This is a genomic window from Bacteroides sp. D20 (assembly GCF_003436255.1).
Taxonomy (GTDB): Bacteria; Bacteroidota; Bacteroidia; order Bacteroidales; family Bacteroidaceae; genus Bacteroides; species Bacteroides uniformis.
Window position 1 is genome coordinate 86,223 of sequence record NZ_QSOO01000001.1, and the last position, 21,905, is coordinate 108,127.

The window sequence follows — 21,905 nt, forward strand, 5'->3', positions numbered from 1 at the left end:
TATGAACAAACGTCCGATTCTTGTCGCCTTCAGCAATCAGAAAGGCGGTGTGGGCAAGTCCACGGTAACAGCGGTTCTTGCCAGTTATTTTAATTATGTAAGAGGTCTGAAAGTTGCTGTCGTTGACTGTGACTATCCCCAGTTCAGTCTGGAAAAACTAAGGGGAAGGGATTTGAAGAACCTTGAGAAAAGCGAGTATCACCAGCGACTTTTCTGCCGTCAGTTTGAAGACGGTTCCCGTAAGGCCTATCCGATCGTCACTTCCACGCCGGAGGCAGCCGCAGAGATTCCCGGCAAACTGGAAGGCGACTATGACCTGATATTCTTCGATCTTCCCGGAACGGTGAACTCCCGTGGTGTATTCGAGTCCGTCATGAACATGGATTTTATCTTTACTCCCATTGTAAAGGACCGTATGGTCATGCAGAGCAGCCTTTCCTTTGTATCGACCGTTCAGGATTTTATCGGACAGCATCCGGAAGCTCCCCTGAAGGACATACGTTTATTCTGGAACCGTATGGACAGCCGTACTTCAAAAGAACTGTATGTAATGTATAATGCAATAGTGCTTCGTATGGGGTTGAAGGTCTTTGAAACCGTACTTCCGGATCTTGAACGTTTTAACAAGGAAATGACACCTTCTTCCAGGCAGCATTTCCGCTGCACCCTTCTTCCTCCTTCCGAATCACTACTGAAAGACAGCCGTCTTGAGGCGTTTGCCCAGGAGATGGAACGTATCATATTTCCGGGATAATGGCTATGGCAAAGAAAAGAGAGATATTCAAGGTGGACGAGGATGCCTTGAAAGACATGATGGCCAGTGAATCCATTTCCTGCGGTAAATCTGGAACTGATGTCGGCGAGAATGTTCTTCCTGTCACAGAAAAGGAAAAAAATGTACCGGATGTAAAGACACAGGGACAGGAAAAGTCCCGGAAAACGATACGCGCCGATCCCGGACTGGAAGAGAAGGTGGAAATGTATAAGGAACTGTTTCTGGACAGAAAGAAGTCCGTACACAGAAAGCAGACCTATATCAGCTATGACATGTATTGCAGGCTGGCCCGTATCCTTCCCCTTCTGAGTGATGACATGAGTGTGCCCGCTTTTTTGGATAATGTGCTGGCACACCATCTTGAGACTTACAGTGAAGAGCTTGGCGAGCTGTTTCGCCGAAAAACCCCAAAAACATTCTGAAAATGATATGGATTGTATTGACTGTTGCCGTATTGGTTTGCGGTCTGCTGTTATGTTGCGTTTATTTACTGTCCAATAAGATTTGTTCACTGAAAAGACAGGTCAGAGAGTTGAATGAGAAAATAGGAATAGCGAACTGCTTTCCCGAATATAGCCGTGTGTATCTGAACGATACTCCAGTCGGGAAAGGACGTCAGATTCGTATCCGTTGCGGTTTGTACAACAAGGCAAGCCGCCTTATTCCGTTTATGGCTCCCGGCATGAGTGTTTCAGTCTATGTGAGCAATATCGTGGAGGAGCACTTGAAACGCCACGGAGAATTGCTGAAGAATGAACTTGAATGTTTTCTCTATAAGGATTCTTTATGGAAGAACTGATATACTTCTGTGTACGGATTGTCTGTATAGGCTATTTGCTGTACAGCGTGTATGGCTGGAGAAGGCGTATCGAAACTGTTTGTACCCTGCTTTATGGGAAACCTTGCGTGAAGAAGGAAAATAAAGAAGCTGCCGGAACGGAATCTGCGGTTTCAGATGCAGAAGTGATGGGAAGTACCCGTTATGTCTATCTGGACGAGAATGCCGGAAAGACTGCCGCTCCCTTCATGAGCCAGCCACTTGAAAGGAATTTTATCGGTGAGGAGGAGGATGTGCAGCAGGAAGATGTGGAATGCAACCTTCAGCTGGATAAAATGAAACTCCTGCAGGAAGTCCAGGAAGACCTTGATGAGGAGTCTCCCGAAGTGGAATCCGTATCACCTGTTCTGTCCAGCAGGGACATGGAAGTACTCGGCGAATATCTGACACATCAGGATGAAGCCGACCATGAGAAGGCCATGCAGGCGGCCCGTGTCCTGTTCTCCATCAGGCAGACCAGCCTGATTGATGTGTTCCTTTCCAATATGGAGAATTCCGCGATTGTAGAGGAACTGATAGACAGGTATCTTGATGAGGACGGCAATCCCAAACCGCTTAAAGTAAAGGATGGGAATGAACCGTCTGACGAGTGGCGGAAATATATCTGACACCGATATATTCAGGCATCCCGGAAATCTTTTCGGGATGCTTTTTTTATGTCTGTAAGGCTTCCTGAATGACATCTGATGACATCTGGTGACACCTGATGACGGTGTTGTATCACAGCGGTTTAAGCCTTATATATTTGCAGTCGAATTCAACATTTATGTCAAACCCCAAAATGATTCAACAATGAAGAGAAGAATCCTATTTTCAGTATTATGTGTGCTGGCAGCGGCAGGTGCCTTCGCACAGGGACAGGGTCTTGCCGGCATCAATGAGGCTACCAGCCTTATGACTTCGTATTTCGATCCGGCCACCAAATTGTGTTATGCCATCGGAGCCGTACTCGGTCTGGTCGGCGGTATCAAGACGTATGGCAAGTTCAGCAGCGGTGACCCGGATACGTCCAAGACTGCGGCAAGCTGGTTCTTCGCCTGCATCTTCCTGATTGTGGCCGCCACCATTCTCCGTTCCTTCTTCCTATAAGCCATGGATTACCGTATCAACAAAGGAGCAGGCCGTCCGATTGAGTTCAAGGGCTTGAAATCACAGTACCTGTTCTTTTTTGCCGGAGGCCTTGTATCGGTCTTTCTTGCGGTGGTTGTCCTGTATATGGCCGGTGTCAGCCAGCTGGTATGCCTGTCTTTCGGGGCGATATCCGGTACCCTTGCCGTATGGCTGACTTTCCGCATGAATGCCCGCTACGGTGAGCATGGGCTGATGAAGATGCTGGCCGAGAAACGCCATCCGCGCTATCTGTCAGCCCGTCGCAGAATATTCAGAGCATTAACCAAAAAGAAGAGAAAGAAATGAGAAGTGTATTGAAGGCCTGTGATCTGGAAGACAGATTCCCGATTCTGGCCGTGGAAAACAACTGCATCGTAAGCAAGGATGCGGACATTACGGTAGCCTTCGAGGTCGAGCTGCCTGAACTGTACACGGTGACGGCGGCGGAATATGAAGCCATTCACGGTACCTGGGTAAAGGCCATGAAGGTGCTTCCAAATTATTCGGTCGTGTACAAGCAGGACTGGTTCGTCAAGGAAAACTACCGGAGCGAAGGAAACGGGACGGAAAGTTTCCTGTCCCGCAGCTATGAGCGTCATTTCAACGAACGCCCGTATCTCAGACACCGCTGCTTCCTGTATCTGACAAAGACCACACGCGAACGTGCCCGTCGCCGCAGTGATTTCAGTACCCTGTGCCGCGGCTATATCCTTCCCAAGGAAATCACGGACTGGGATTCGGTCGTGAAATTCCTGGAGGCGGTGGAGCAGTTCGAGCGTATCATGAACGATTCGGGGCATGTCAGGATGAAGCGTCTCAGAACGGAAGAGGTGGTCGGAACGGAAGAATGTCCCGGGCTGATTGAAAGATACCTGACTCTCGGTATGGAGGACACGCACCCCGTATTACAGGACATCTGCCTTGATCCGGAACGTATGCGCATCGGTGACAAACGTCTTTGCCTGCATGTACTTTCCGATACGGAAGACCTTCCCGGCAGTGTGGGCACGGACATGCGCTATGAGCGCTTATCCACGGACCGTAGCGACTGCCGTCTTTCGTTTGCGGCTCCGGTAGGACTCCTGCTTTCATGCAACCATGTCTATTCGCAGTACGTGTTCATCGATGACGCGCAGGAAATCCTGCAACGCATGGAAAAGACCTCACGCAACATGCTGTCCCTGTCGAAATACAGCCGCAGCAATGCCGTGAACTATGAATGGGCAGAAATGTATCTTGACGAGGCGCATACGAAAGGGCTTGTTCCGGTACGGTGCCACTGTAACGTACTGGCCTGGGCGGAAGACGAGGAAGAGTTAAGGCGTATCAAGAACGATACCGGCAGCCAGCTTGCCCTGATGGGATGCGTACCCCATTACAACACGATAGATACTCCGGTGCTGTACTGGTCTGGTATTCCCGGCAATGCGGGCGATTTTCCGGCTGAGGAAAGTTTCTATACCTTTCTGGAACAGGCTGTCTGCCTGTTTGCTTCGGAAACGAATTACCGCAGTTCGCCCAGCCCGTTCGGTATCCGTATGACGGACAGGCAGAGCGGCGTACCGCTTCATCTGGACATCAGTGACCTGCCCATGCGCAAGGGAATCATCACCAACCGCAACAAGTTCATACTCGGTCCCTCCGGCAGCGGTAAATCCTTCTTAACGAACCATCTTGTCCGCCAGTATTATGAACAGGGTACCCATATCCTGCTGGTGGATACCGGAAACAGCTATCAGGGACTTTGCAGCCTGATTCATGACCGGACACATGGCGAGGACGGTATCTATATCACCTATGAGGAGGACAATCCCATCGCCTTCAATCCGTTCTATACGGATTCCGGGGAATTTGACGTGGAAAAGCGTGAAAGCATCAAGACACTGATACTCACACTCTGGAAACGTGAGGATGAAGCCCCAAGGCGTTCTGAAGAAGTGGCCCTTTCTGGAGCGGTGAACGCATACATCCGCAGGATAACGGAAAACAGGGATGTCAGACCCGATTTCAACGGATTCTACGAGTTTGTGCGTGATGACTACCGCCGGATGATTGAGGAGAAGAAAGTCCGTGAGAAGGATTTTGACATCGACGGTTTCCTGAACGTGCTGGAACCGTTCTACCGTGGCGGTGATTATGATTTCCTGCTTAATTCGGACAAGGAACTGGATCTTACCAACAAGCGCTTTATCGTATTTGAACTGGACAATATCAGCGGAAACAAGGTGCTTCTGCCCGTGGTCACGCTGATAATCATGGAAACCTTCATCGCTAAGATGCGCCGTTTGAAAGGCATCCGTAAGATGATACTCATTGAGGAATGCTGGAAAGCCCTGATGTCCGCCAATATGAGTGAGTACATAAAGTATCTTTGTGCGCCCGTAAAGGTTGCATCGTAAATATCTCTTTGGCAAGAGATTAGGAACGTGTTCTTTGAAAAATAACCTATCATCAGCCGACTTATCTGTTTCGGGAAAACTTAACCGAGCAGGGAGTGTAGCATGTCGGAAAAGTCATAAGTCAGTTAGTTACCAAACTGCGACTGAATGGCGAGATGAAAAGATAGATATGAGGATAAAGTCCGAATTGATTGAACGATAGTCTGAGTGGTCCCCCTTGAGGCTATGGCGTAAGGTAACTATCAACCGCCATATCGTGATAATACTTCAGTGAATAGGTATGAATGTAGCAAGAACTTATCACGACACAAGCGCAGTAAGCGATTAAAGGACGGAAGTCGTATCCGACAATCTATCATGCCAACAGTTACGATGTGATAAACGGGGATTACCTATCCCGAAGTGCCGAAAGGCTATTAGGTTTGACCTATGAAAATTCGGAGTGGTAACGGAGCTTCCATAGTAGTCCGAGCAAGGTAACACCTTGTACATGGCGAAGGGAAGCAGCTAATTATTAATACAATTAACGGAAAATGTGAGAGACATTATGAGAAGTCCAGAAAGAGTATTAAACAGTCTGTCAGAACACAGTAAGGATGCAAGCTATAAGTTTGAACGCCTTTACAGAATTTTGTTCAATGAGGAAATGTTCTATGTTGCCTATCAGCGTATTTATGCTAAAGAAGGTAACATGACTAAAGGTTCGGACGGTCAGACCATTGACAACATGAGCCTGAAACGAATTAAAAAGTTGATTGATACGTTAAAAGACGAAACGTACCAGCCCCAACCGTCAAAGAGAGTGTACATACCGAAGAAAAACGGTAAGAAAAGACCTCTTGGCGTACCGACTTTCAATGACAAGTTGATACAGGAAGTGGTAAGAATGGTATTGGAAGCCATATACGAGGGGAGTTTTGAATATACCTCGCATGGGTTTCGTCCCAATCGAAGCTGCCATACTGCATTAACTCATATCCAAAAGGAGTTTAGCGGTGCAAAATGGTTTGTAGAGGGAGATATAAAAGGCTTCTTTGATAATATAAACCATGATGTATTGATAAGCATTCTTTCGGAACGCATTGCGGATGAACGATTCATCCGATTGATACGCAAGTTTTTGAAAGCTGGATATATTGAAGAATGGCAATTCCACAATACTTACAGTGGCACACCGCAAGGTGGTATCATCAGCCCGATATTGGCTAATATATACCTTGACAAGCTGGATAAGTATATAAAGGAATACACTGCCAAATTCGACAAAGGGAAGAAACGAAAATTCAGTAGAGAAAGTATGGACTATAAAAATGCAAGAAGCCGTACTGTGCGAAGATTGAAGTCCGTAAAAGACGAAAGGCAAAGGACAAAGCTAATCCTTGAACTGAAAGCAATAGAACAAGGACGGGCTAAATATCCCAACGGCGAAGAAATGGATGCCGATTACAGAAGGATGAAATATGCAAGATATGCAGATGATTTTCTTGTGGGAATTATCGGAAGCAAGCAGGATGCGCTACAGATAAAGGAAGATATTAAAAACTTCCTTGCTGATAAATTGGCATTGGAACTGTCCGATGAAAAGACACTTGTCACCCACACGGAAAGACCTGCCAAATTTCTCGGATATGAAATCACTGTAAGAAAGTCCAACGACCAAAAAAGGGATAAACGGGGTAGATTAAGAAGAAGAACCTATGGTAAAAGGGTCTGCTTAAATGTCAGTATGGAAACTGTCCGTAAAAAACTTTTCAATTTGGGAGTCTTGGAACTGACAAACCGTAACGGAAAGGAAATATGGAAACCGAAATGTAAATCGGGACTGATATTCAATGACGACCTTGAAATCCTTGATAGTTATAATCGAGAAATCGTGGGTTTCTATAACTATTACTCCATAGCTAACAACTGCGCCCATGCCTTGAATAATTTCAGTTACATCATGGAATACAGCATGTACAAAACGTTTGCAGGCAAATACAAGTGCCGCACACGTGAGGTAAACAAGAAATATCGCAAGAACGGTAGGTTTACCATAAAGCACATGACTAAAACAGGTGTAAAGGAAAGATACTTTTATAATGGTGGGTTCAAACGAAAAAAGCCCACCTATAAATCGGAATGTGACACTATGCCACGGACAATTTATACCGCAGGGCGGACAAGCCTTGTTGAAAGACTAAAAGCCCGTGAGTGTGAATTATGTGAAGCGACAGACGACCTTGTTATGCATCATGTAAGGAAACTAAAGAACTTACAGGGCAAGGAAAGCTGGGAACGACACATGATTGCCCGTAAACGCAAGACGATTGCCGTGTGCAGGAGTTGTCACAAGAAGATACATGACGGAAAGATAGACTGAAATTAGTGGAGAGCCGGATACGCTGAGAGGTGTAAGTCCGGTTCGGGGGCGAGCTTTTGGAAACCTGCCATAGAAATATGATAAGGCGCCGGGTGCTTAGCCTACTTAAGACCGTCAGAAAATATTTCGGTGAGGCCGTGGTGGTCACCCAGGAAGTGGATGACATCATCAGTTCCCCTGTCGTAAAGGAAGCTATCATCAACAACAGTGACTGCAAGATTCTTCTTGACCAGCGGAAATACATGAACAAGTTCGACCATATCCAGCGGCTTCTCGGACTGACCGACAAGGAACGCGGACAGATCCTGTCCATTAACCAAGCCAACCATCCCGGACGTTTCTACCGTGAGGTCTGGATCGGTCTTGGCGGTACCCACTCGGCCGTGTATGCCACGGAAGTCAGCGATGAGGAATATGCCGTATATACCACGGAAGAGTCGGAAAAGCTGGAATTGCAGAAGCTGGCCAGGGAACTGGGCGGAAATCTGGAACTGGCCGTGAAACGCATTGCGGAAATGAGAAGGGAAAGGAAAAGGTCAAACGGTAAAGCATGACGGTTATGAATGACAGTTTTGAATCGGATGAAAGAAAGCGTAAGGAGACCATTGAATGTCTCTACTGGTCCCTGATGAACGGATGGGACATACCGAAGGATATCCGTGAATATTACGGATTTTCAGAAGACTATGAGCTGTATCACCGGCTTGAAAGTATGGAACCGGAAGATTACAGGGAAAGAAGGCTCAGAGGCGAGATACCTGATGCCGTAGAGGTCGATGTAAGACTGACACATGCTGTGGAGAAGGTCTTCGAGCGGCTTTGTTCCCCTCCTCCCGTACAGTATCTCGACAAGCTGTACGGGGAACTGGAAAAGCTGGGAGGTTTCATCGCCAACCCGAAGAATATTGACAGCCCTTTCATTAATTCCTGTTTTCTCATGAAATACGGCATTGACCGGAATTCCCCGGATGAAATCAGGCGGCAACAGTCAGAAAAGGCCTATAAGGAACTTTATGCCAGGTTTGAAACCATGGTTGGCCTGAAGTCCCCAAACAAAAAGGACGATGCCATTATCCGCAAGGAATGCCGGCAGCCAGCCTGTAAGGACAGGCCGACCGGAAAAGTCCGCATCCCTGTCAGTCCGAAGCCAAAGAGACGCAAGATGGGACTTTGAGAGATTCAGTAAAACAAGAACAACATCATTAAAAAGACAAGACATGAAAAACAGACAGTTGTACAGACTGGCCGCCTGCCTGATCGGGGCGGCATCACTGCTGTTGCAGAGCTGTAGTGAAAGCAGGTTCAAGGACTGTGACCGCCTGTGCGGTTCATGGAGCAGTGTGGAAGGCAAGCCCGATGTCCTTATATATAAGGAAGGGGACGCCTACAAGGTGACGGTTTTCGCCCGCAGCGGAAAGACACGGAAGCTGAAGCCGGAAACCTATCTGCTGGTGGAAGAAAACGGTAACCTGTTCATCAATACCGGCTACCGCATAGACATCGCCTACAATGAGGCGGCTGACGTATTGACCTTTTCTCCGAACGGTGACTATGTAAGGAAGGAGGTGCGTCCATGAGAAAAAGACTGCTGCTGCTTTGTGCAGGAACCTTTTTTCTTGCCGGACAGATACGGGCACAGTGGGTGGTGACCGATCCGGGAAACCTTGCCCAGAGTATCATCAACATGTCGGACAATATCGTGCATACCTCTTCAACCGCGACAAGTACCGCCCAGAATTTTGCGGAGACGGTGAAGATATACCAGCAGTACAAGAAATACTATGATGCCCTGAAGTCCGTCAACAATCTGGTGAAGGATGCCCGTAAGGTCAGTGAGATCATCCTGATGGTCGGTGACGTGTCGGAAATCTACGTGACCAATTTCCAAAAGATGCTGGGTGACGAGAACTTTTCTCCCGAAGAACTGGATGCCATCGCTTTCGGTTATACCAAACTTCTGGAAGAGAGCAACGGGGTGTTGCAGGACCTCAAGCAGGTAATCAACGTCAGCACCCTTTCCATGACCGACAAGGACCGTATGGACGTGGTGGATGACTGTTATGCCAGTATGCGCCGTTACCGCAATCTCGTGAATTACTATACGAACAGGAATATAGCCGTGAGTTTTCTGCGTGCCCGCAAGAAGAATGACCTTGACCGTGTCCTGAAGCTCTATGGCAATGACACCTCCAAATACTGGTAACCTATGGTATTGTTATCCGTGGATTTCTCGAATCTCCATACCATTCTGGAGAGCCTTTACAATGAAATGATGCCCCTTTGCGGGGATATGCTGGATGTGGCCAAGGGACTTGCCGGACTCGGTGCCCTGTTTTATGTGGCCGTCCGTGTCTGGCAGTCGCTTGCCCGTGCCGAACCGATAGACGTGTATCCGCTTCTGCGCCCGTTTGCGATAGGCATCTGCATCATGCTTTTCCCGACTCTGGTACTCGGAACGATGAATACGGTGCTGAGTCCGATTGTGCAGGGAACCCACAAGATGCTTGAGGGGCAGACGATGGACATGCAGCAGTACCGTGAACAGAAGGACAGGCTGGAACGTGAAGCCATGCTCCGTAATCCGGAAACGGCCTATCTGGTCAGCGATGAGGAGTTTGACCGTCAGCTGGACGAGCTCGGATGGTCGCCCGATGCCATGGCAACCCGCATGGGCATGTATATGGAAGTGGGCATGTACAATCTGGAAAAGAATATCCGTGACGCCTTCCGCAGTCTGCTGGAACTGCTTTTTGCCGCGGCATCCCTGCTTATAGATACGGTAAGGACCTTTTTTCTGGTTGTATTGTCCATCCTCGGTCCCATTGCCTTTGCCTTCAGTGTGTGGGACGGTTTCCAGTCCACGCTCAGCCAGTGGTTCACACGTTACATTTCCGTCTATCTGTGGCTTCCCGTGAGTGACCTTTTCAGCTGTATGCTGGCCAAGATTCAGGTACTTATGCTGCAGAACGACATCCTGGAGCTCCAGAACAATCCGAACTATTCGTTGGACAACTCCAATTCGGTATATGTGATCTTCATGCTGATAGGTATCATCGGATATTTTACCGTGCCGACCGTGGCCGGATGGATTGTGCAGGCAGGCGGTGCCGGAAACTACAACCGAAACATCAACCGTACCGCGACCAAGACCGGAGGATTTGCAGCCGGTGCCGCAGGTTCCGGACTGGGAAATATCGGAGGGCGTCTGCGTGGAAAATAAACTGAACAGGAACATTAAAATCATGAAAACAGATGGATTTCAAATCACTGACCAATATTGAAAGCAGTTTCAGACGGATACGCCTGATGCTTGCGGTCTTTGTCGGATGCTGCACGCTCGTGACCGTCTTTGCCCTGTGGAACTCATACCGCTTTGCGGAGAAACAGCGTGAGAAAATTTATGTACTCGATGGCGGCAAGTCACTGATGCTTGCCCTTTCACAGGATCTTTCACAGAACCGTCCGGCTGAAGCTAGGGAGCATGTAAGAAGGTTCCATGAGCTTTTTTTCGGGCTGTCACCACAGAAGGATGCCATCGAGCACAATATCAACCGTGCCTTGCAGCTGGCGGACAAAAGCGCCTATCATTACTATGTGGATTTTGCCGAGAAAGGATATTACAACCGTCTCATTTCCGGTAATATCAATCAGGTGGTACGGGTGGACAGCGTGGTCTGCGACTTTTCCGGATACCCCTACAGGGCCAGGACGTATGCCCGCCAGATGATTATCCGTGAGAGTAATGTGACGGAACGTTCGCTGGTGACTGACTGCCAGCTTCAGAATACGTCCCGTTCCGATGACAACCCCAACGGCTTTATCATCGAACATCTGACCATACTGGAAAACAAGGACATAAGGAGCGTAGAGCGATGAAAAGGAACCTGACGAGACAGGCGAACCTTCAACTCAGGAGGTTCTGCCACAGACTTACCGTTAAACAGCGCAAGGCCGTTCTCTGGATACTGTTTGTCCCGTTTACCGCCGCATGTGTCTATACGGCATGCAGACCGTTTATAGGCAGTAATAATCGGGAGTCCGGAATGGAATTTATGGAAAAGGATTCACTCCGTATGGAGTTCATTCAATCTATTGTAAGAAATGGAGAAAGAAAAAGTCAAGAAAGTAATGGAACGGCTGATGAAACCGTTCAGGCTCCGGTCTTCAAAGGACAGGAAGCCGCTGAGTGAGGAACAGAAACGCAAACGCGCCGGATTTGTGGTGTATCCGCTGATGTTCCTGCTGTGTCTGGGAAGTTTCTATCTGATATTCTCACCTTCCGGACAGGAACGGGAGCGGCAGGATAAAGGACAGGGATTCAATACGGAAATCCCTTCTCCCGAGGACAGCCGCCTGGAAGGAAACAAGAAGGATGCCTATGAAAAGGCTCTGATGGAACAGGAAAGCAGGAAAAGGAAGACATTCTTTGAAGCTGCGGAGTCCATGTTTGCCAAAGAGGAACGGAAAGACAGTGTCCGTCTTCCCGATAACATTCCACCGGAGAGGCAAACAAACACGGAAACGGAAACAGAAAAAGGAAATGCCGGACCGGTCAGTTCCTCGGCCGGAGCCTACCGTGAGATGAACCGTACGCTGGGAAGCATCTATGAACCGCGGACCGATCCGGAAAAGGAAAGGCTTCTGGAAAGGATTGAGGAACTGGAGCGTATGCAGCAACAGCAGCAGAAACAGGAGCCACTGTCAGGCATGGAGGAAAAGATGGCCCTGATGGAAAAATCATACGAACTGGCCGCCAAATACAATAACCGTCAGGCAGTGGAGACTCCTTCTCCCGTCAGAAAAGCGGAGGACAAAAAAGCCATACCGGTGAAACAGGTTCACAATGAGGTGGTATCCTCGCTTTCCAGACCTATGAGCGACGAAGAGTTCATATCCGCCTTTTCGGGAGAACGCAATGCCGGTTTCAATACGGCTGTCGGCCGGAAGACAGTAACGGAAGGCAATACCATTGCTGCCTGTGTACACGGAACACAGACCGTATCCGACGGACAGGCCTTGCGCCTGCGGCTTACCGAGCCCATGTCCGTTGCCGGACGTTTCATACCGAAAGGGACCGTACTGGTAGGTGGCACACGCATACAGGGTGAACGGCTGGAAATCATGGTCAATGCCGTGGAATACAAGAGAACTATCCTGCCGGTGGAGCTAGAAGTCTATGATCTAGACGGACAGCAGGGAATCCTGGTGCCGGGTTCACTGGAATATGACGCTGCCAGGGAGATTGCCGCCAACATGGGAACCTCGATGAACAGCAGCATCAACATTTCCACAGATGCCGGGGCGCAGATTGCCTCCGATCTGGGAAAAGGTGTGATACAGGGCGTTTCCCAGTACATATCCAAACGGATGCGTACGGTAAAGATTACTTTGAAGGCCGGACACCGGGTACTGCTCCATTCACCGGAGAAATGAAATACAGGAAACTATGAAAGAAAAGACAACCATTAAACAAAAGCACATGAAGAAGATTCTGATGATGTTTGCCCTTTTACTGGGCGTATCGGCTGCCTGGGCGCAGCAGAGTAGCGGTGATTATTATGAGGGGCTGACCCGCAAGATCGGTTTCAGCCAGATGATTCCGCCGCATGGACTGGAAATAACGTATGACAAGACTGTCCATGTCATTTTCCCTGCTCCGGTCAAGTATGTGGATCTTGGTTCTACAAACCTGATAGCCGGCAAGGCCGACGGTGCCGAGAATGTAATCCGAGTAAAGGCCACGACACGAAATTTCAGGGAGGAGACCAATATGTCTGTAATAACCGAAGACGGGAACTTCTATACCTTCAACGTGAAGTATGCCGATGAGCCGCTGCTGCTGAATGTGGAGATGTGTGATTTCATCCATGACGGAGAATCGGTGAACCGTCCCAACAATGCCATGGAAATCTATCTGACCGAGCTGGATAACGAGTCACCCCGTCTGGTACGTCTTATCATGAAATCCGTGTATGAGAATGACAAGCGCCGTATCCGTCATATCGGCTGCAAGCGTTTCGGTATCCAGTATCTGCTCAAAGGACTGTACACCCATAATGACCTGCTTTATTTCCATACCCAGGTAAAGAACTCCTCGAATGTGCCCTTTGACGTGGATTTCATTACGTTCAAGGTGGTGGACAAAAAGGTGATGAAGCGTACGGCCATGCAGGAGCAGGTGATTTATCCGCTGCGTGCCTACAATTATGTGACACGTGTAAACGGCAGGGATTCGGAATGTACGGTATTTGCCCTTCCCAAGTTTACAATACCGAACGATAAGAAACTGGTTGTGGAGATGTATGAGAAACAGGGTGGCCGTCACCAGAGTTTTGAGGTGGTCAACGAAGACCTGGTGCGTGCGGAAACCATCAACGAACTGAAGGTACGATGAGAACGAAAGTATTGTATATGCTGGCATTGCTGCTTGTCCTTTCCGTAGGACAGGCAGAAGCCCAGCGGATTCTGCCAAGGATGCAGGGTGTGGAAATGCGTGGAGGTATGGCTTCCGATAACGGATACTATATGGGAATGATACTTTCAAGCTATGCCAAAGGCGGGAACAAATGGGTATATGGAGCGGATTACCTGCATATGAAACACGGTTACCGTCATGTGACCATCCCTTCGGCGCAGTTTACGGCAGAAGGCGGATATTACCTGAATTTCCTTTCCGATGCGGGAAAAGTGTTCTTCCTCAATCTGGGAGGATCGGCACTGGCTGGATATGAGACGGTAAACTGGTCCGATAAAAAACTCTATGACGGGGCCACTCTGAAAAACGGCGATGCCTTTGTGTACGGCTGTGCCCTGACGCTGGAGATGGAACTATACCTTGCCGACCGTGTGGCATTGACGGCTTCCTTGCGTGAACGTTTCCTGTGGGGCGGAAGTCTCGGACATTGCCATACCCAGTATGGAATCGGCATCAAATGTTATATATAACATTTGATTCCATATGTTAGTTTTCAATTTATGTTGTATAATAATTGTATTTAACTCGTGAACAGTTAGTTGTGTATTTTGGGGACAACATATTTATTTATATAACCCATTGAGAAAAGCCATGATGTCAGGATTATCTTTCCAGCACTTTTGTTTTGTGGAACTAATCACTTCGCAACAATCAAGTGCTTCAGATTTGGCTTTCATGCTAACTTCTGCATAGACATTGGTTGTATCCACAGAAACATGTCCAAGCCATGCTCGGATAGTATTAATGTCTACTCCAGCTTGAAGAAGATGTGTAGCTGTCGTGTGCCTTATCACATGAGGCGTTACATTCTTTTTTCTAAGAGAGGTGCATTTTTTAGCAGCTTCAGCGGCATATTTTGTTATCAGTCCATATATACCAAAGCGGGTAAGTGGGGCGTGATGGCGATTTATAAATATGCTTTGTGTAGGAGCCAAGTTTTTGACAAGTTTCCGTATTTCACGGTTGGTACTTTTCCAAAGAGGACACCTACGTGTTTTATTGCCTTTTCCATGCAGTATAACAGTAGAGGTGGTATAGTCATAATCGGCAACAACCAGTTTGGAAACTTCATCCACTCTGGCTCCCGTATTATACATGAACAGGATAATGACATAGTCCCTATAACCATATTGTGTAGTTTTATCCGGGGCATCAAGCAATGCTTCCATCTCGTCCCTCTCCAAATAACCAATCATTGGTTTCTGGTGCTTTTTCATGGGTATGAGTCTAAGTTCCCGATAAAGTTCTGCATGTTCCGGGTTATAAGTTGAGAGATATTTGGCAAATGCAAGTATGCTGGTAAGCCGTTGGTTCCTGCTTGCAGAGGATATTTGGCGCGAGGCTTCAAGATTTTTCAGGAAGTCTTGCACATTGTCCTTTGTAAGGAGGTTCACGGAAAGTCTTTCTATCCCGATCTTGTTCATTTTTGACAAGTACGGCAGCAGCAGCTTGAACGTGTCACGATAACTCAACAAAGTGTTCTTTGACAGATTGCGAACAGTTGTGGCATATTCCAGTAAGAACCGGCGTAGCCAATAGCTTATGTATTCATTATGGGTATTCATATTTTATTATTTTGATAGTCTGTAATTCTCAAAAAGTTGCAATGCCGTTTCCAGTAATTCAGGAGTCATCGTTAGATAAACACTTGTATACTTGATAGAAGTATGTCCGAGATAGGTGGAAAGGATAGGTAACATCTGCTGTACATCTACTCCTTCCTTGTACCATTGAATCAAACGATGGATTGCAAACGTGTGCCGGAGGTCATGTATCCGTGGCTGGTATCTATCCGAGTCCGTGCGGATTATTCCTGCCTTTTTCCGTATCAGTTTAAAACTGTTCCGGAAAGTATGGAGGTTGACAGCCTGAGCTTGCTTGGTTACAAAAAAGGGAGCGTCCTTATCAACCGAAAAACCGGACTCTTTGAGCCAGTCAAAATAACTCAAAAGTCTTTTTTTTGCTTGAGTGTTGAATGGGACAATCCTTGATTTGTAAAATTTTGTAGTACGTACAATGATGTAAGACTCTTCCCAAATTATATCGCCTACCCTCAGTGCTATGACTTCACAAGTGCGAAGTCCCATCGTATACATGGTAATCAGCATTGTCTGATATACAAAAGGGATGATTACATTCTGAGTTCTCCTGGTATAGTTCAAAGCAGAACTGAACAACCGCTTGAGTTCATCCCGGCTATAGATATAGGGAACAAGTCCGGCAGGTCTCTTCGGCATATCCAATGTCAATGGAATTGTTTCAATAAGGCTTCGTTGAAAAGCCCATTGAAAGAATCCCTTCAGGGACGTGTGACGAGCAAACCACATAGCCGTAACCTTGTTCCCCTTATAGAGGAACGAGTTCACGGATTCCATATTGATTGAGGAAATATCGGTCGTATCACCGATAAACTTGCTAAAGCTCACAAGAAGAATACCGGCAGATTTGAACTTTTCTCCAAGGCTGTGTCTGTACTCAATATATTTGATTACAGCTTCTTTGACAGTCATAGCAAATCCTCCCAATTCATTTCTGCGACCATACTTAGTGTTTTCAGATTCACTTTGGCATATATCCTTGTGGAATCCGGGCTTTCATGTCCGAGTTGTCGACTGACATTATATAACGGGAATCCTTCGTTGACAAGCCGTGTGGCAGTCCAATGTCTCAGTGCGTGGGGACCATAGTGTCTAAGTTCCATCCCCTGACTTCTTAGAGCCTTGCTCACAATAGCATATACTGCATTGTGGCTAACTCCTCTATATGGTGGTACCATACATTGGAACAATGATTTTTGCGAAGAATCATTTACTCTTACTTCTGTCAGATAACGTATGATGGCATTACCGACGTTCACGGTAAGCGGAAAGACTTGAGCCCGTTCACCTTTGGAGCGACGGAACAGGATTGTCTCCTTGTCCCAGTCTATATCATTCAGTTGTAGACTGACCAGTTCATGCGTGCGGATTCCATAAACGGACAGAAGCATCATTATAGCATAGTTCCGAATGTTTGTTTTACTATTGAAGTCTGAATAAAATTGAACGGCTCCGAGTACATGTTCTTTCTCTGGAGCGGAAGGAAGACCGTCCTCTGAGTACAAACGTGGTGCTTTGAGTGCCAAGGATAACTTGTCTGAACACCAGCTTTGAGTAGCGGCATATCGAAGGAACGAACGCAGATGGCTGATGTATTCGGCTAATGTTCTACGATTGATATACCATTCCTTATGGATTCTTGTAAAGAACATATCAATATGTTTGGGTTGCATAGAGAACAACTCTGGATGTATTTGACCAAGGACGGGTAACATACAACATAGAACCTTACGTTTACCTTTAATGGTATGTTTTGAATAGTTTTTCTCGTCAGAAAGAAAACGTAAATATTCTTCTGCATATTCATTAAAACAAAAAGAAGTGCTCTTGGTGACTTGTATGCCTAAAAAATCAAGCCAGCCCATAGCAACTCTTGTAAATACCCCTTTTCGGTATATTACATTAGAATCTGTTTGTTTACCTCCACATGCGTATTTTTCTGCGCTTGAAATGATTTCTTTTGTTGAAAATGAAATCCGAGTGCATATGGATAAATTTTGAACGACATGAAGTTGGATATACGCTATCAGTCTGAGATAATTGTCAGAATATCCCAAGTTGCGACTATGCTTTAGAAAAGCTTCCCTTTCTACAAGCATTGGAGCAGACGCCATTTTTACACGTGACTGACGTCGAGGAAACAAGCTGTTTAAAACAGGGGCTTCCATAAGTCCGTCAAGATTAGACAAGCCAATAAAGCGTATCCATTTCATTGCCGTTCTGATCATATGTTTTTCAGAAGTGATTCCAAGTTGATTCTGCTGGCAGAAACATTTAATGGATACAGAAACGGTCTCAAATACGAGAGGTTTGTTGTCAATTGGGAGAATACGAACTATTCTTAACAGGAATAGTGATGTTTTCTTTAGATAATCGTCTTTGCCTCCCTTGCTTCTGAGGTATTCAATATATGACTCCCTTTCAGATAGCATCGGAGCTTCAAGATACTCTTGATGACGACTCTTGTCTTTGATAAGTTCTGTTATTATCATAAGCACAGTTTTTTTAATTAGTAATAAAGCATAGGTAGACATCCAGAAATATGTTGTCCAAAAAACACACAACTAACCGTTCGCAAGTTAAATACAATTATTATACAACATAAATTGAAAGCTAACATATGGCATCCGTTTTATGATAAATTAGTGGGTTATGGAACTGGAAGAGATTAGACAGATTTCCCTTGTCGGTTTTCTTGAAAATCTGGGGCATATGCCTGTATCCCGTAAAGGAAATGATGTCTGGTTCAGATCCCCTTTCAGAAATGAGAGAACCGCATCCTTCAAGGTGGATACGCAGCGGAATGTCTGGTTTGATTTTGGCCTCGGAAAGGGAGGTGACATCTTCCATCTTGCCGGAGAACTGACCGGAAGTACCGGTTTCATGGAACAGCTGGAGTTCCTTTCAGGGAAATCCGGCATCCTTCCCCTCCGGCCTTTACAGGAACGTAAGAAGATACCCCGCGTTTCCGGATTCGAGGACGTGAAAGTGACGGAACTGAGTCATGAGGCATTGAAAGGTTACCTGAAAGAGAGAGGCATTGATCCGGCCATAGCCGGGAGATTCTGCAAGGAAGTGGCATACGGAATACGGGGCAAACGGTATTTTGCCATAGGCTTCATGAACCGGAGCGGCGGCTATGAACTCCGTAACCCGATGTTCAAGGGATGCATCTCTCCCAAGGACATTTCCTGTGTGTCCCTGTCCGGAAAGAAACAGGATACGTGCTGTGTGTTTGAAGGATTTGTGGATTTCCTTTCGGCATTGGTATTGCGGATTGTGAAGGACGAGGACTGCCTGGTGCTGAACTCTGTATCCAATCTGGAACGGTCGTATGCCGTTCTGGAGGGTTACGGTAAAATCCTGTGCTTTCTTGACCGTGATCGGGCCGGGATTACTGCACTGGAGACTTTGAACATACATTTCGGGAATAAGGTTATGGACTGTTCCGGTTTGTATGATGGATTAAAGGACTTGAATGAATATCTGACAAAAACAAAGGAAAACAAATGAAGACAGAAAAGAATATAAGAAAAGGATTTGGGCTGGCAGGCAAGATTGCCATGTTCTGCATAGTTCTGGTCAGTCTTGTACTGACCTCGTGCGAATCCGAGCTGGAAATCCAGCAGAGTTATCCGTTTACCGTGGAAACAATGCCGGTTCCCAAGGAACTGAACAGGAATGAGACGGCGGAAATACGGTGTGAACTCAAAAGTGAGGGCGATTTTGACGGTACGGTCTATACGATCCGTTATTTCCAATATGACGGGGAAGGTTCCCTGAAACTGGACAACGGTCTTGAATTCAAACCGAATGACCGTTATCTGTTGGAGAACCGGAAGTTCAGGATGTATTATACTTCACTATGTGACGAGGCGCAGAACTTCATTGTCGTTGTCGAGGACAATTGGGGAAACATGACGGAAATGGAATTTGACTTCAATGATGCAGGCGATGAAGAGACGGATGCCGTGGAAGATTCTTTGTCAGTTCAGGAAGGAGGTGCCCTATAATAACCGTTAGACTTCTAAGGTCAGTACTGCCATTGGTGGTACTGGCCATGACGGTAACTTCCCTGCGTGCACAGGAGAATGTGGAAGACTCACGTTGGGAAACGGCTGTCAGGTGTATCAAGAAATACGAAGGATGGCATGGTCCGGAACATTATCCGTATGTTGCATACGGTCACCGTATCAGAAAAGGGGAAAAGTTTCCCGTCAGTCTGACAGAAAGTGAGGGAGACAGTATTCTGAGAAAAGACCTGAAGGAAATGTGTGCGTTGTTCCGTCATCTGGGAAAGGATTCGCTTTTGGTTGCATGTCTGGCATACCAGGTGGGACCATATAGGTTGCTCGGTTATGGCAGGATACCCAAAAGCACGTTGATAAGGAAACTGGAAGCCGGTAACCGGGACATTTATGCGGACTTCATACGATATTGTCACTATAAGGGAAAGAAAATTCCGTCAATTGAAAGGAGAAGAAAAGAAGAATACAGATTACTGTTTATGCCATAGAAAACAAGACAGCCGTGAATTTATCATGATTCACGGCTGTCTTGTTATAATATCCTGTCTAAAAAAAGTGACAGGGGATAAATGAACCGATTATACTGTTTCAGAGCATCCATATCCAGCTTCATGTTTTTGTAAGGATTTGAATCGTCTGTATAGAAATAGATGTCTGTTGTCTGGTTACCATTTTTTATAATTTTCCCGTTCAATGGTATCGCGTCCACATCCTCGAACTTTTCAAGGGGAAGGCCTTCAATAGAACCGGTTTCCTGTTTGCCGAGACTATTTGTATAGTGATTGAACAGTACAAATCCTTTTCGGGCATAATCAATGTGAATGCCGTATGGACGGTTGCGGTAAAAGTTTTCTCTGGCTTTTTCCTGATAATTTTCCATTATAATACCGGTTTGACAATTTCAATCTTCAATCCGAGTGCATCAATGATACGGCAGAACGTACTGATACCCGGATCTACAATACCTTTTTCTATTCTGGAGATATAGGACTTGTTGGTCCCGATTTTTTCAGCCAGTTCGGACTGGGTCATCTTTTCCTTCTTTCTGGCATCGCATATAATCTGTCCCATGCAGTAGGCGTATGCCTCCTTACGGAACTCCTCACGTTCAGGTGTTCCCGGCTTGCCGAATTCCGCATCCATGATAGCATCGATGCTGGTCAGGTTTTCATTTCTTGCTTTCATAATACTCCTCCTTTATCTTTAATGCTTTTTCTATTTCAGAAGGCGGTGTCTTCTGTGTCTTTTTCTGAAATCCGTTGAACAGGATTACGATGTTCCCGTCATCAAATATGAAGAATACCCGGAAGATGTTGCCTCCATATTCAGCACGGATTTCATAGAGCTCTTCGCGCAGATACTTTACGAACTTGCTGCTTACCCTTTCCTGTACTTTCAGCATATCAAGAATGTAGTATATCTTACGGGCTTCCTCTTTTCTGAGAGATGAGATAAAGTCCATGAAATAATTCTTGTAGGCTGATATGGTCCTTTCCTGTTTCATGCTGCAAATATATATAAAGTTTACATATCAGGCAACTTTGAAAAGATGAAAATAAATTATTCCTCATTTTCCAAGTTGGTAAAGTTAAAACATTCCGTAACGATGAAGTCTTCTCCTCCGTATTCTGCCAACGCCATGAAATCGGACAGGCTGTCGCAATAGAAGAAGATGGCATCATCATGCTCTTCCGGAATGTTTTCGAGTGCTATGGAAACTTCCGTTTCTTTCATATCATCTTTCCAGATGATACGGCATAAGGCCAGTTGCGGTTCGGTATTGTAAGTCTCTGTAAACTCTTTATATTTCTGAGATATTCCCTTCTTTACTTCAGATGTGTCGCTTATGACTACTCCGGTTTTACAGTTGTCGCACCACCCATACTGAAAAGAGTCATCTGTATAGTGGTCAAAGTCCTTTGTATTGGGATTTATCATCGCTTCACAGGTTACGTTTGTACTTCCGCATTTGCAGCATATAACATTATCTTCTTTTATATGGAAGATGTTTGTTATGGCTTCCAGAATATCGTTAAGCCATACCGGATTGGCTAGAGCCGCCTCATGGCGGCTTGTTACCTTGTAATTTTCTCCGGTTATCTTATCATGGACTTCAAGTGTGATTCCTTTTCCGACAGCAGTTACCTTGTGTACGGAACATTCGCACGGATCACCTATCTTGTCAAACCAGATTACGTAAACCGGATTGTCATTGTCTGTCAGTATTACTTCGGAAACCGAGTTTACCTTCATCAGTGCAAGTATCCTGCCGATGATTTCATCGCACAGGTTTTCAATTCTTTTTTGGAGAATATTCATA

General features: G+C 46.3%; 25 protein-coding genes and 2 pseudogenes. 20 read left to right on the plus strand and 7 right to left on the minus strand.

Annotated elements, in window-relative coordinates:
- The first annotated feature begins 1 nt into the window (after position 1).
- The 17 genes and pseudogenes from DXD78_RS00335 (at position 2) to DXD78_RS00420 (ending at position 14,429) form a co-directional block, all read left to right on the plus strand.
- Positions 2-754, plus strand: coding sequence for a ParA family protein (locus DXD78_RS00335; protein ID WP_004326326.1), 753 nt, complete (start codon positions 2-4; stop codon positions 752-754).
- A gap of 5 nt (positions 755-759) precedes the next feature.
- Complete coding sequence (locus tag DXD78_RS00340) at positions 760-1,197, plus strand: DUF3408 domain-containing protein (protein WP_117652470.1); 438 nt, start codon at positions 760-762, stop codon at positions 1,195-1,197.
- A 2-nt stretch (positions 1,198-1,199) separates the two neighbouring features.
- Positions 1,200-1,574, plus strand: coding sequence for a DUF3408 domain-containing protein (locus DXD78_RS00345; protein ID WP_117652427.1), 375 nt, complete (start codon positions 1,200-1,202; stop codon positions 1,572-1,574).
- Entirely contained in the window at positions 1,562-2,221 is a 660-nt protein-coding gene (locus DXD78_RS00350) for a DUF4122 family protein (RefSeq protein WP_117652428.1), read from the plus strand. The genes DXD78_RS00345 and DXD78_RS00350 overlap by 13 nt, the downstream gene beginning before the upstream one ends.
- A gap of 184 nt (positions 2,222-2,405) precedes the next feature.
- Entirely contained in the window at positions 2,406-2,702 is a 297-nt protein-coding gene (locus tag DXD78_RS00355; RefSeq protein WP_007843736.1) for a DUF4134 domain-containing protein, read from the plus strand.
- A gap of 3 nt (positions 2,703-2,705) precedes the next feature.
- On the plus strand, positions 2,706-3,029 hold the full coding sequence (locus DXD78_RS00360; protein WP_117652429.1) for a DUF4133 domain-containing protein: 324 nt from the start codon (positions 2,706-2,708) through the stop codon (positions 3,027-3,029).
- A pseudogene (locus tag DXD78_RS00365) lies at positions 3,026-5,110 on the plus strand (TraG family conjugative transposon ATPase); the annotation flags it as partial. The gene DXD78_RS00360 and the pseudogene DXD78_RS00365, both read left to right, overlap by 4 nt.
- 559 nt (positions 5,111-5,669) lie before the next feature.
- Complete coding sequence (locus DXD78_RS00370; protein WP_117652430.1) at positions 5,670-7,484, plus strand: reverse transcriptase/maturase family protein; 1,815 nt, start codon at positions 5,670-5,672, stop codon at positions 7,482-7,484.
- Positions 7,485-7,585: 101 nt separating this feature from the next.
- Positions 7,586-8,038: pseudogene (locus DXD78_RS00375) on the plus strand (conjugal transfer protein TraG); the annotation flags it as partial.
- Between the two features lie 5 nt (positions 8,039-8,043).
- On the plus strand, positions 8,044-8,658 hold the full coding sequence (locus tag DXD78_RS00380) for a hypothetical protein (RefSeq protein ID WP_181986296.1): 615 nt from the start codon (positions 8,044-8,046) through the stop codon (positions 8,656-8,658).
- Positions 8,659-8,701: 43 nt separating this feature from the next.
- Positions 8,702-9,061, plus strand: coding sequence for a DUF3876 domain-containing protein (locus tag DXD78_RS00385; protein ID WP_004294975.1), 360 nt, complete (start codon positions 8,702-8,704; stop codon positions 9,059-9,061).
- Positions 9,058-9,687, plus strand: a complete 630-nt coding sequence (locus tag DXD78_RS00390) for a DUF4141 domain-containing protein (protein WP_009121388.1) — start codon at positions 9,058-9,060, stop codon at positions 9,685-9,687. Before DXD78_RS00385 ends, DXD78_RS00390 begins: the two co-directional genes overlap by 4 nt.
- 3 nt (positions 9,688-9,690) lie before the next feature.
- Positions 9,691-10,704 carry a conjugative transposon protein TraJ gene (gene traJ / locus DXD78_RS00395; RefSeq protein ID WP_117652432.1) on the plus strand — a complete coding sequence of 338 codons (1,014 nt, stop codon included), beginning with the start codon at positions 9,691-9,693 and terminating at the stop codon, positions 10,702-10,704.
- Positions 10,705-10,736: 32 nt separating this feature from the next.
- Entirely contained in the window at positions 10,737-11,360 is a 624-nt protein-coding gene (gene traK, locus DXD78_RS00400; protein WP_117652433.1) for a conjugative transposon protein TraK, read from the plus strand.
- A 225-nt stretch (positions 11,361-11,585) separates the two neighbouring features.
- Positions 11,586-12,917 (plus strand): conjugative transposon protein TraM, encoded by a 1,332-nt coding sequence (gene traM / locus DXD78_RS00410; protein WP_370448299.1) that lies wholly within the window; start codon positions 11,586-11,588, stop codon positions 12,915-12,917.
- A 46-nt stretch (positions 12,918-12,963) separates the two neighbouring features.
- Complete coding sequence (gene traN / locus DXD78_RS00415) at positions 12,964-13,878, plus strand: conjugative transposon protein TraN (protein WP_117652471.1); 915 nt, start codon at positions 12,964-12,966, stop codon at positions 13,876-13,878.
- Entirely contained in the window at positions 13,875-14,429 is a 555-nt protein-coding gene (locus DXD78_RS00420; RefSeq protein ID WP_117652436.1) for a conjugal transfer protein TraO, read from the plus strand. Before traN ends, DXD78_RS00420 begins: the two co-directional genes overlap by 4 nt.
- Positions 14,430-14,522: 93 nt before the next feature.
- On the opposite strand, the gene DXD78_RS00425 is transcribed toward DXD78_RS00420, so the two are convergent.
- From DXD78_RS00425 to DXD78_RS00435, 3 genes are read right to left on the minus strand one after another with little or no spacing between them, the layout of a single operon-like run.
- The gene (locus DXD78_RS00425; RefSeq protein ID WP_117652437.1) at positions 14,523-15,524 is read right to left on the minus strand and encodes a tyrosine-type recombinase/integrase; all 1,002 of its coding nucleotides are present in this window, start codon (positions 15,522-15,524) and stop codon (positions 14,523-14,525) included.
- A gap of 6 nt (positions 15,525-15,530) precedes the next feature.
- The gene (locus tag DXD78_RS00430) at positions 15,531-16,469 is read right to left on the minus strand and encodes a tyrosine-type recombinase/integrase (RefSeq protein ID WP_117652438.1); all 939 of its coding nucleotides are present in this window, start codon (positions 16,467-16,469) and stop codon (positions 15,531-15,533) included.
- Positions 16,466-18,049 carry a tyrosine-type recombinase/integrase gene (locus DXD78_RS00435; RefSeq protein ID WP_158561365.1) on the minus strand — a complete coding sequence of 528 codons (1,584 nt, stop codon included), beginning with the start codon at positions 18,047-18,049 and terminating at the stop codon, positions 16,466-16,468. Before DXD78_RS00435 ends, DXD78_RS00430 begins: the two co-directional genes overlap by 4 nt.
- Before the next feature lie 160 nt (positions 18,050-18,209).
- Here DXD78_RS00435 and DXD78_RS00440 point away from each other — a divergent pair, with 160 nt between their 5' ends.
- From DXD78_RS00440 to DXD78_RS00450, 3 genes are read left to right on the plus strand one after another with little or no spacing between them, the layout of a single operon-like run.
- The gene (locus DXD78_RS00440) at positions 18,210-19,070 is read left to right on the plus strand and encodes a toprim domain-containing protein (protein ID WP_117652440.1); all 861 of its coding nucleotides are present in this window, start codon (positions 18,210-18,212) and stop codon (positions 19,068-19,070) included.
- Positions 19,067-19,570 carry a DUF3872 domain-containing protein gene (locus DXD78_RS00445; RefSeq protein WP_117652441.1) on the plus strand — a complete coding sequence of 168 codons (504 nt, stop codon included), beginning with the start codon at positions 19,067-19,069 and terminating at the stop codon, positions 19,568-19,570. The genes DXD78_RS00440 and DXD78_RS00445 overlap by 4 nt, the downstream gene beginning before the upstream one ends.
- 47 nt (positions 19,571-19,617) lie before the next feature.
- On the plus strand, positions 19,618-20,073 hold the full coding sequence (locus DXD78_RS00450) for a glycoside hydrolase (RefSeq protein WP_117652472.1): 456 nt from the start codon (positions 19,618-19,620) through the stop codon (positions 20,071-20,073).
- Between the two features lie 44 nt (positions 20,074-20,117).
- Here the strand turns inward: DXD78_RS00450 and DXD78_RS00455 are convergent, their stop codons facing one another.
- The 4 genes from DXD78_RS00455 to DXD78_RS00470 are packed head-to-tail and all read right to left on the minus strand — an operon-like array spanning position 20,118 to position 21,904.
- On the minus strand, positions 20,118-20,465 hold the full coding sequence (locus tag DXD78_RS00455) for a hypothetical protein (RefSeq protein ID WP_007560866.1): 348 nt from the start codon (positions 20,463-20,465) through the stop codon (positions 20,118-20,120).
- Positions 20,465-20,770, minus strand: coding sequence for a helix-turn-helix domain-containing protein (locus tag DXD78_RS00460; protein WP_004326306.1), 306 nt, complete (start codon positions 20,768-20,770; stop codon positions 20,465-20,467). The genes DXD78_RS00455 and DXD78_RS00460 overlap by 1 nt, the downstream gene beginning before the upstream one ends.
- Positions 20,754-21,089 carry a type II toxin-antitoxin system RelE/ParE family toxin gene (locus tag DXD78_RS00465; RefSeq protein ID WP_007560861.1) on the minus strand — a complete coding sequence of 112 codons (336 nt, stop codon included), beginning with the start codon at positions 21,087-21,089 and terminating at the stop codon, positions 20,754-20,756. Before DXD78_RS00465 ends, DXD78_RS00460 begins: the two co-directional genes overlap by 17 nt.
- Before the next feature lie 56 nt (positions 21,090-21,145).
- On the minus strand, positions 21,146-21,904 hold the full coding sequence (locus DXD78_RS00470) for a hypothetical protein (protein ID WP_117652442.1): 759 nt from the start codon (positions 21,902-21,904) through the stop codon (positions 21,146-21,148).
- Between the last annotated feature and the right edge of the window lies 1 nt (position 21,905).

What these genes read in the sequence shown, in the direction of transcription:
- DXD78_RS00455 (WP_007560866.1), bottom strand. Translation starts at nt 20,465, where the DNA reads ATGGAAAATTATCAGGAAAAAGCCAGAGAAAACTTTTACCGCAACCGT.
- DXD78_RS00335 (WP_004326326.1), top strand. Translation starts at nt 2, where the DNA reads ATGAACAAACGTCCGATTCTTGTCGCCTTCAGCAATCAGAAAGGCGGT.
- DXD78_RS00465 (WP_007560861.1), bottom strand. Translation starts at nt 21,089, where the DNA reads ATGAAACAGGAAAGGACCATATCAGCCTACAAGAATTATTTCATGGAC.
- traJ (WP_117652432.1), top strand. Translation starts at nt 9,691, where the DNA reads ATGGTATTGTTATCCGTGGATTTCTCGAATCTCCATACCATTCTGGAG.
- DXD78_RS00440 (WP_117652440.1), top strand. Translation starts at nt 18,210, where the DNA reads ATGGAACTGGAAGAGATTAGACAGATTTCCCTTGTCGGTTTTCTTGAA.
- DXD78_RS00450 (WP_117652472.1), top strand. Translation starts at nt 19,618, where the DNA reads ATGACGGTAACTTCCCTGCGTGCACAGGAGAATGTGGAAGACTCACGT.
- traM (WP_370448299.1), top strand. Translation starts at nt 11,586, where the DNA reads ATGGAGAAAGAAAAAGTCAAGAAAGTAATGGAACGGCTGATGAAACCG.
- DXD78_RS00460 (WP_004326306.1), bottom strand. Translation starts at nt 20,770, where the DNA reads ATGAAAGCAAGAAATGAAAACCTGACCAGCATCGATGCTATCATGGAT.
- DXD78_RS00380 (WP_181986296.1), top strand. Translation starts at nt 8,044, where the DNA reads ATGAATGACAGTTTTGAATCGGATGAAAGAAAGCGTAAGGAGACCATT.
- DXD78_RS00445 (WP_117652441.1), top strand. Translation starts at nt 19,067, where the DNA reads ATGAAGACAGAAAAGAATATAAGAAAAGGATTTGGGCTGGCAGGCAAG.
- DXD78_RS00350 (WP_117652428.1), top strand. Translation starts at nt 1,562, where the DNA reads ATGGAAGAACTGATATACTTCTGTGTACGGATTGTCTGTATAGGCTAT.
- DXD78_RS00435 (WP_158561365.1), bottom strand. Translation starts at nt 18,049, where the DNA reads ATGATAATAACAGAACTTATCAAAGACAAGAGTCGTCATCAAGAGTAT.
- DXD78_RS00425 (WP_117652437.1), bottom strand. Translation starts at nt 15,524, where the DNA reads ATGAATACCCATAATGAATACATAAGCTATTGGCTACGCCGGTTCTTA.
- DXD78_RS00345 (WP_117652427.1), top strand. Translation starts at nt 1,200, where the DNA reads ATGATATGGATTGTATTGACTGTTGCCGTATTGGTTTGCGGTCTGCTG.
- DXD78_RS00420 (WP_117652436.1), top strand. Translation starts at nt 13,875, where the DNA reads ATGAGAACGAAAGTATTGTATATGCTGGCATTGCTGCTTGTCCTTTCC.
- DXD78_RS00355 (WP_007843736.1), top strand. Translation starts at nt 2,406, where the DNA reads ATGAAGAGAAGAATCCTATTTTCAGTATTATGTGTGCTGGCAGCGGCA.
- DXD78_RS00370 (WP_117652430.1), top strand. Translation starts at nt 5,670, where the DNA reads ATGAGAAGTCCAGAAAGAGTATTAAACAGTCTGTCAGAACACAGTAAG.
- DXD78_RS00340 (WP_117652470.1), top strand. Translation starts at nt 760, where the DNA reads ATGGCAAAGAAAAGAGAGATATTCAAGGTGGACGAGGATGCCTTGAAA.
- traN (WP_117652471.1), top strand. Translation starts at nt 12,964, where the DNA reads ATGAAGAAGATTCTGATGATGTTTGCCCTTTTACTGGGCGTATCGGCT.
- DXD78_RS00470 (WP_117652442.1), bottom strand. Translation starts at nt 21,904, where the DNA reads ATGAATATTCTCCAAAAAAGAATTGAAAACCTGTGCGATGAAATCATC.
- DXD78_RS00385 (WP_004294975.1), top strand. Translation starts at nt 8,702, where the DNA reads ATGAAAAACAGACAGTTGTACAGACTGGCCGCCTGCCTGATCGGGGCG.
- DXD78_RS00360 (WP_117652429.1), top strand. Translation starts at nt 2,706, where the DNA reads ATGGATTACCGTATCAACAAAGGAGCAGGCCGTCCGATTGAGTTCAAG.
- DXD78_RS00390 (WP_009121388.1), top strand. Translation starts at nt 9,058, where the DNA reads ATGAGAAAAAGACTGCTGCTGCTTTGTGCAGGAACCTTTTTTCTTGCC.
- DXD78_RS00430 (WP_117652438.1), bottom strand. Translation starts at nt 16,469, where the DNA reads ATGACTGTCAAAGAAGCTGTAATCAAATATATTGAGTACAGACACAGC.
- traK (WP_117652433.1), top strand. Translation starts at nt 10,737, where the DNA reads ATGGATTTCAAATCACTGACCAATATTGAAAGCAGTTTCAGACGGATA.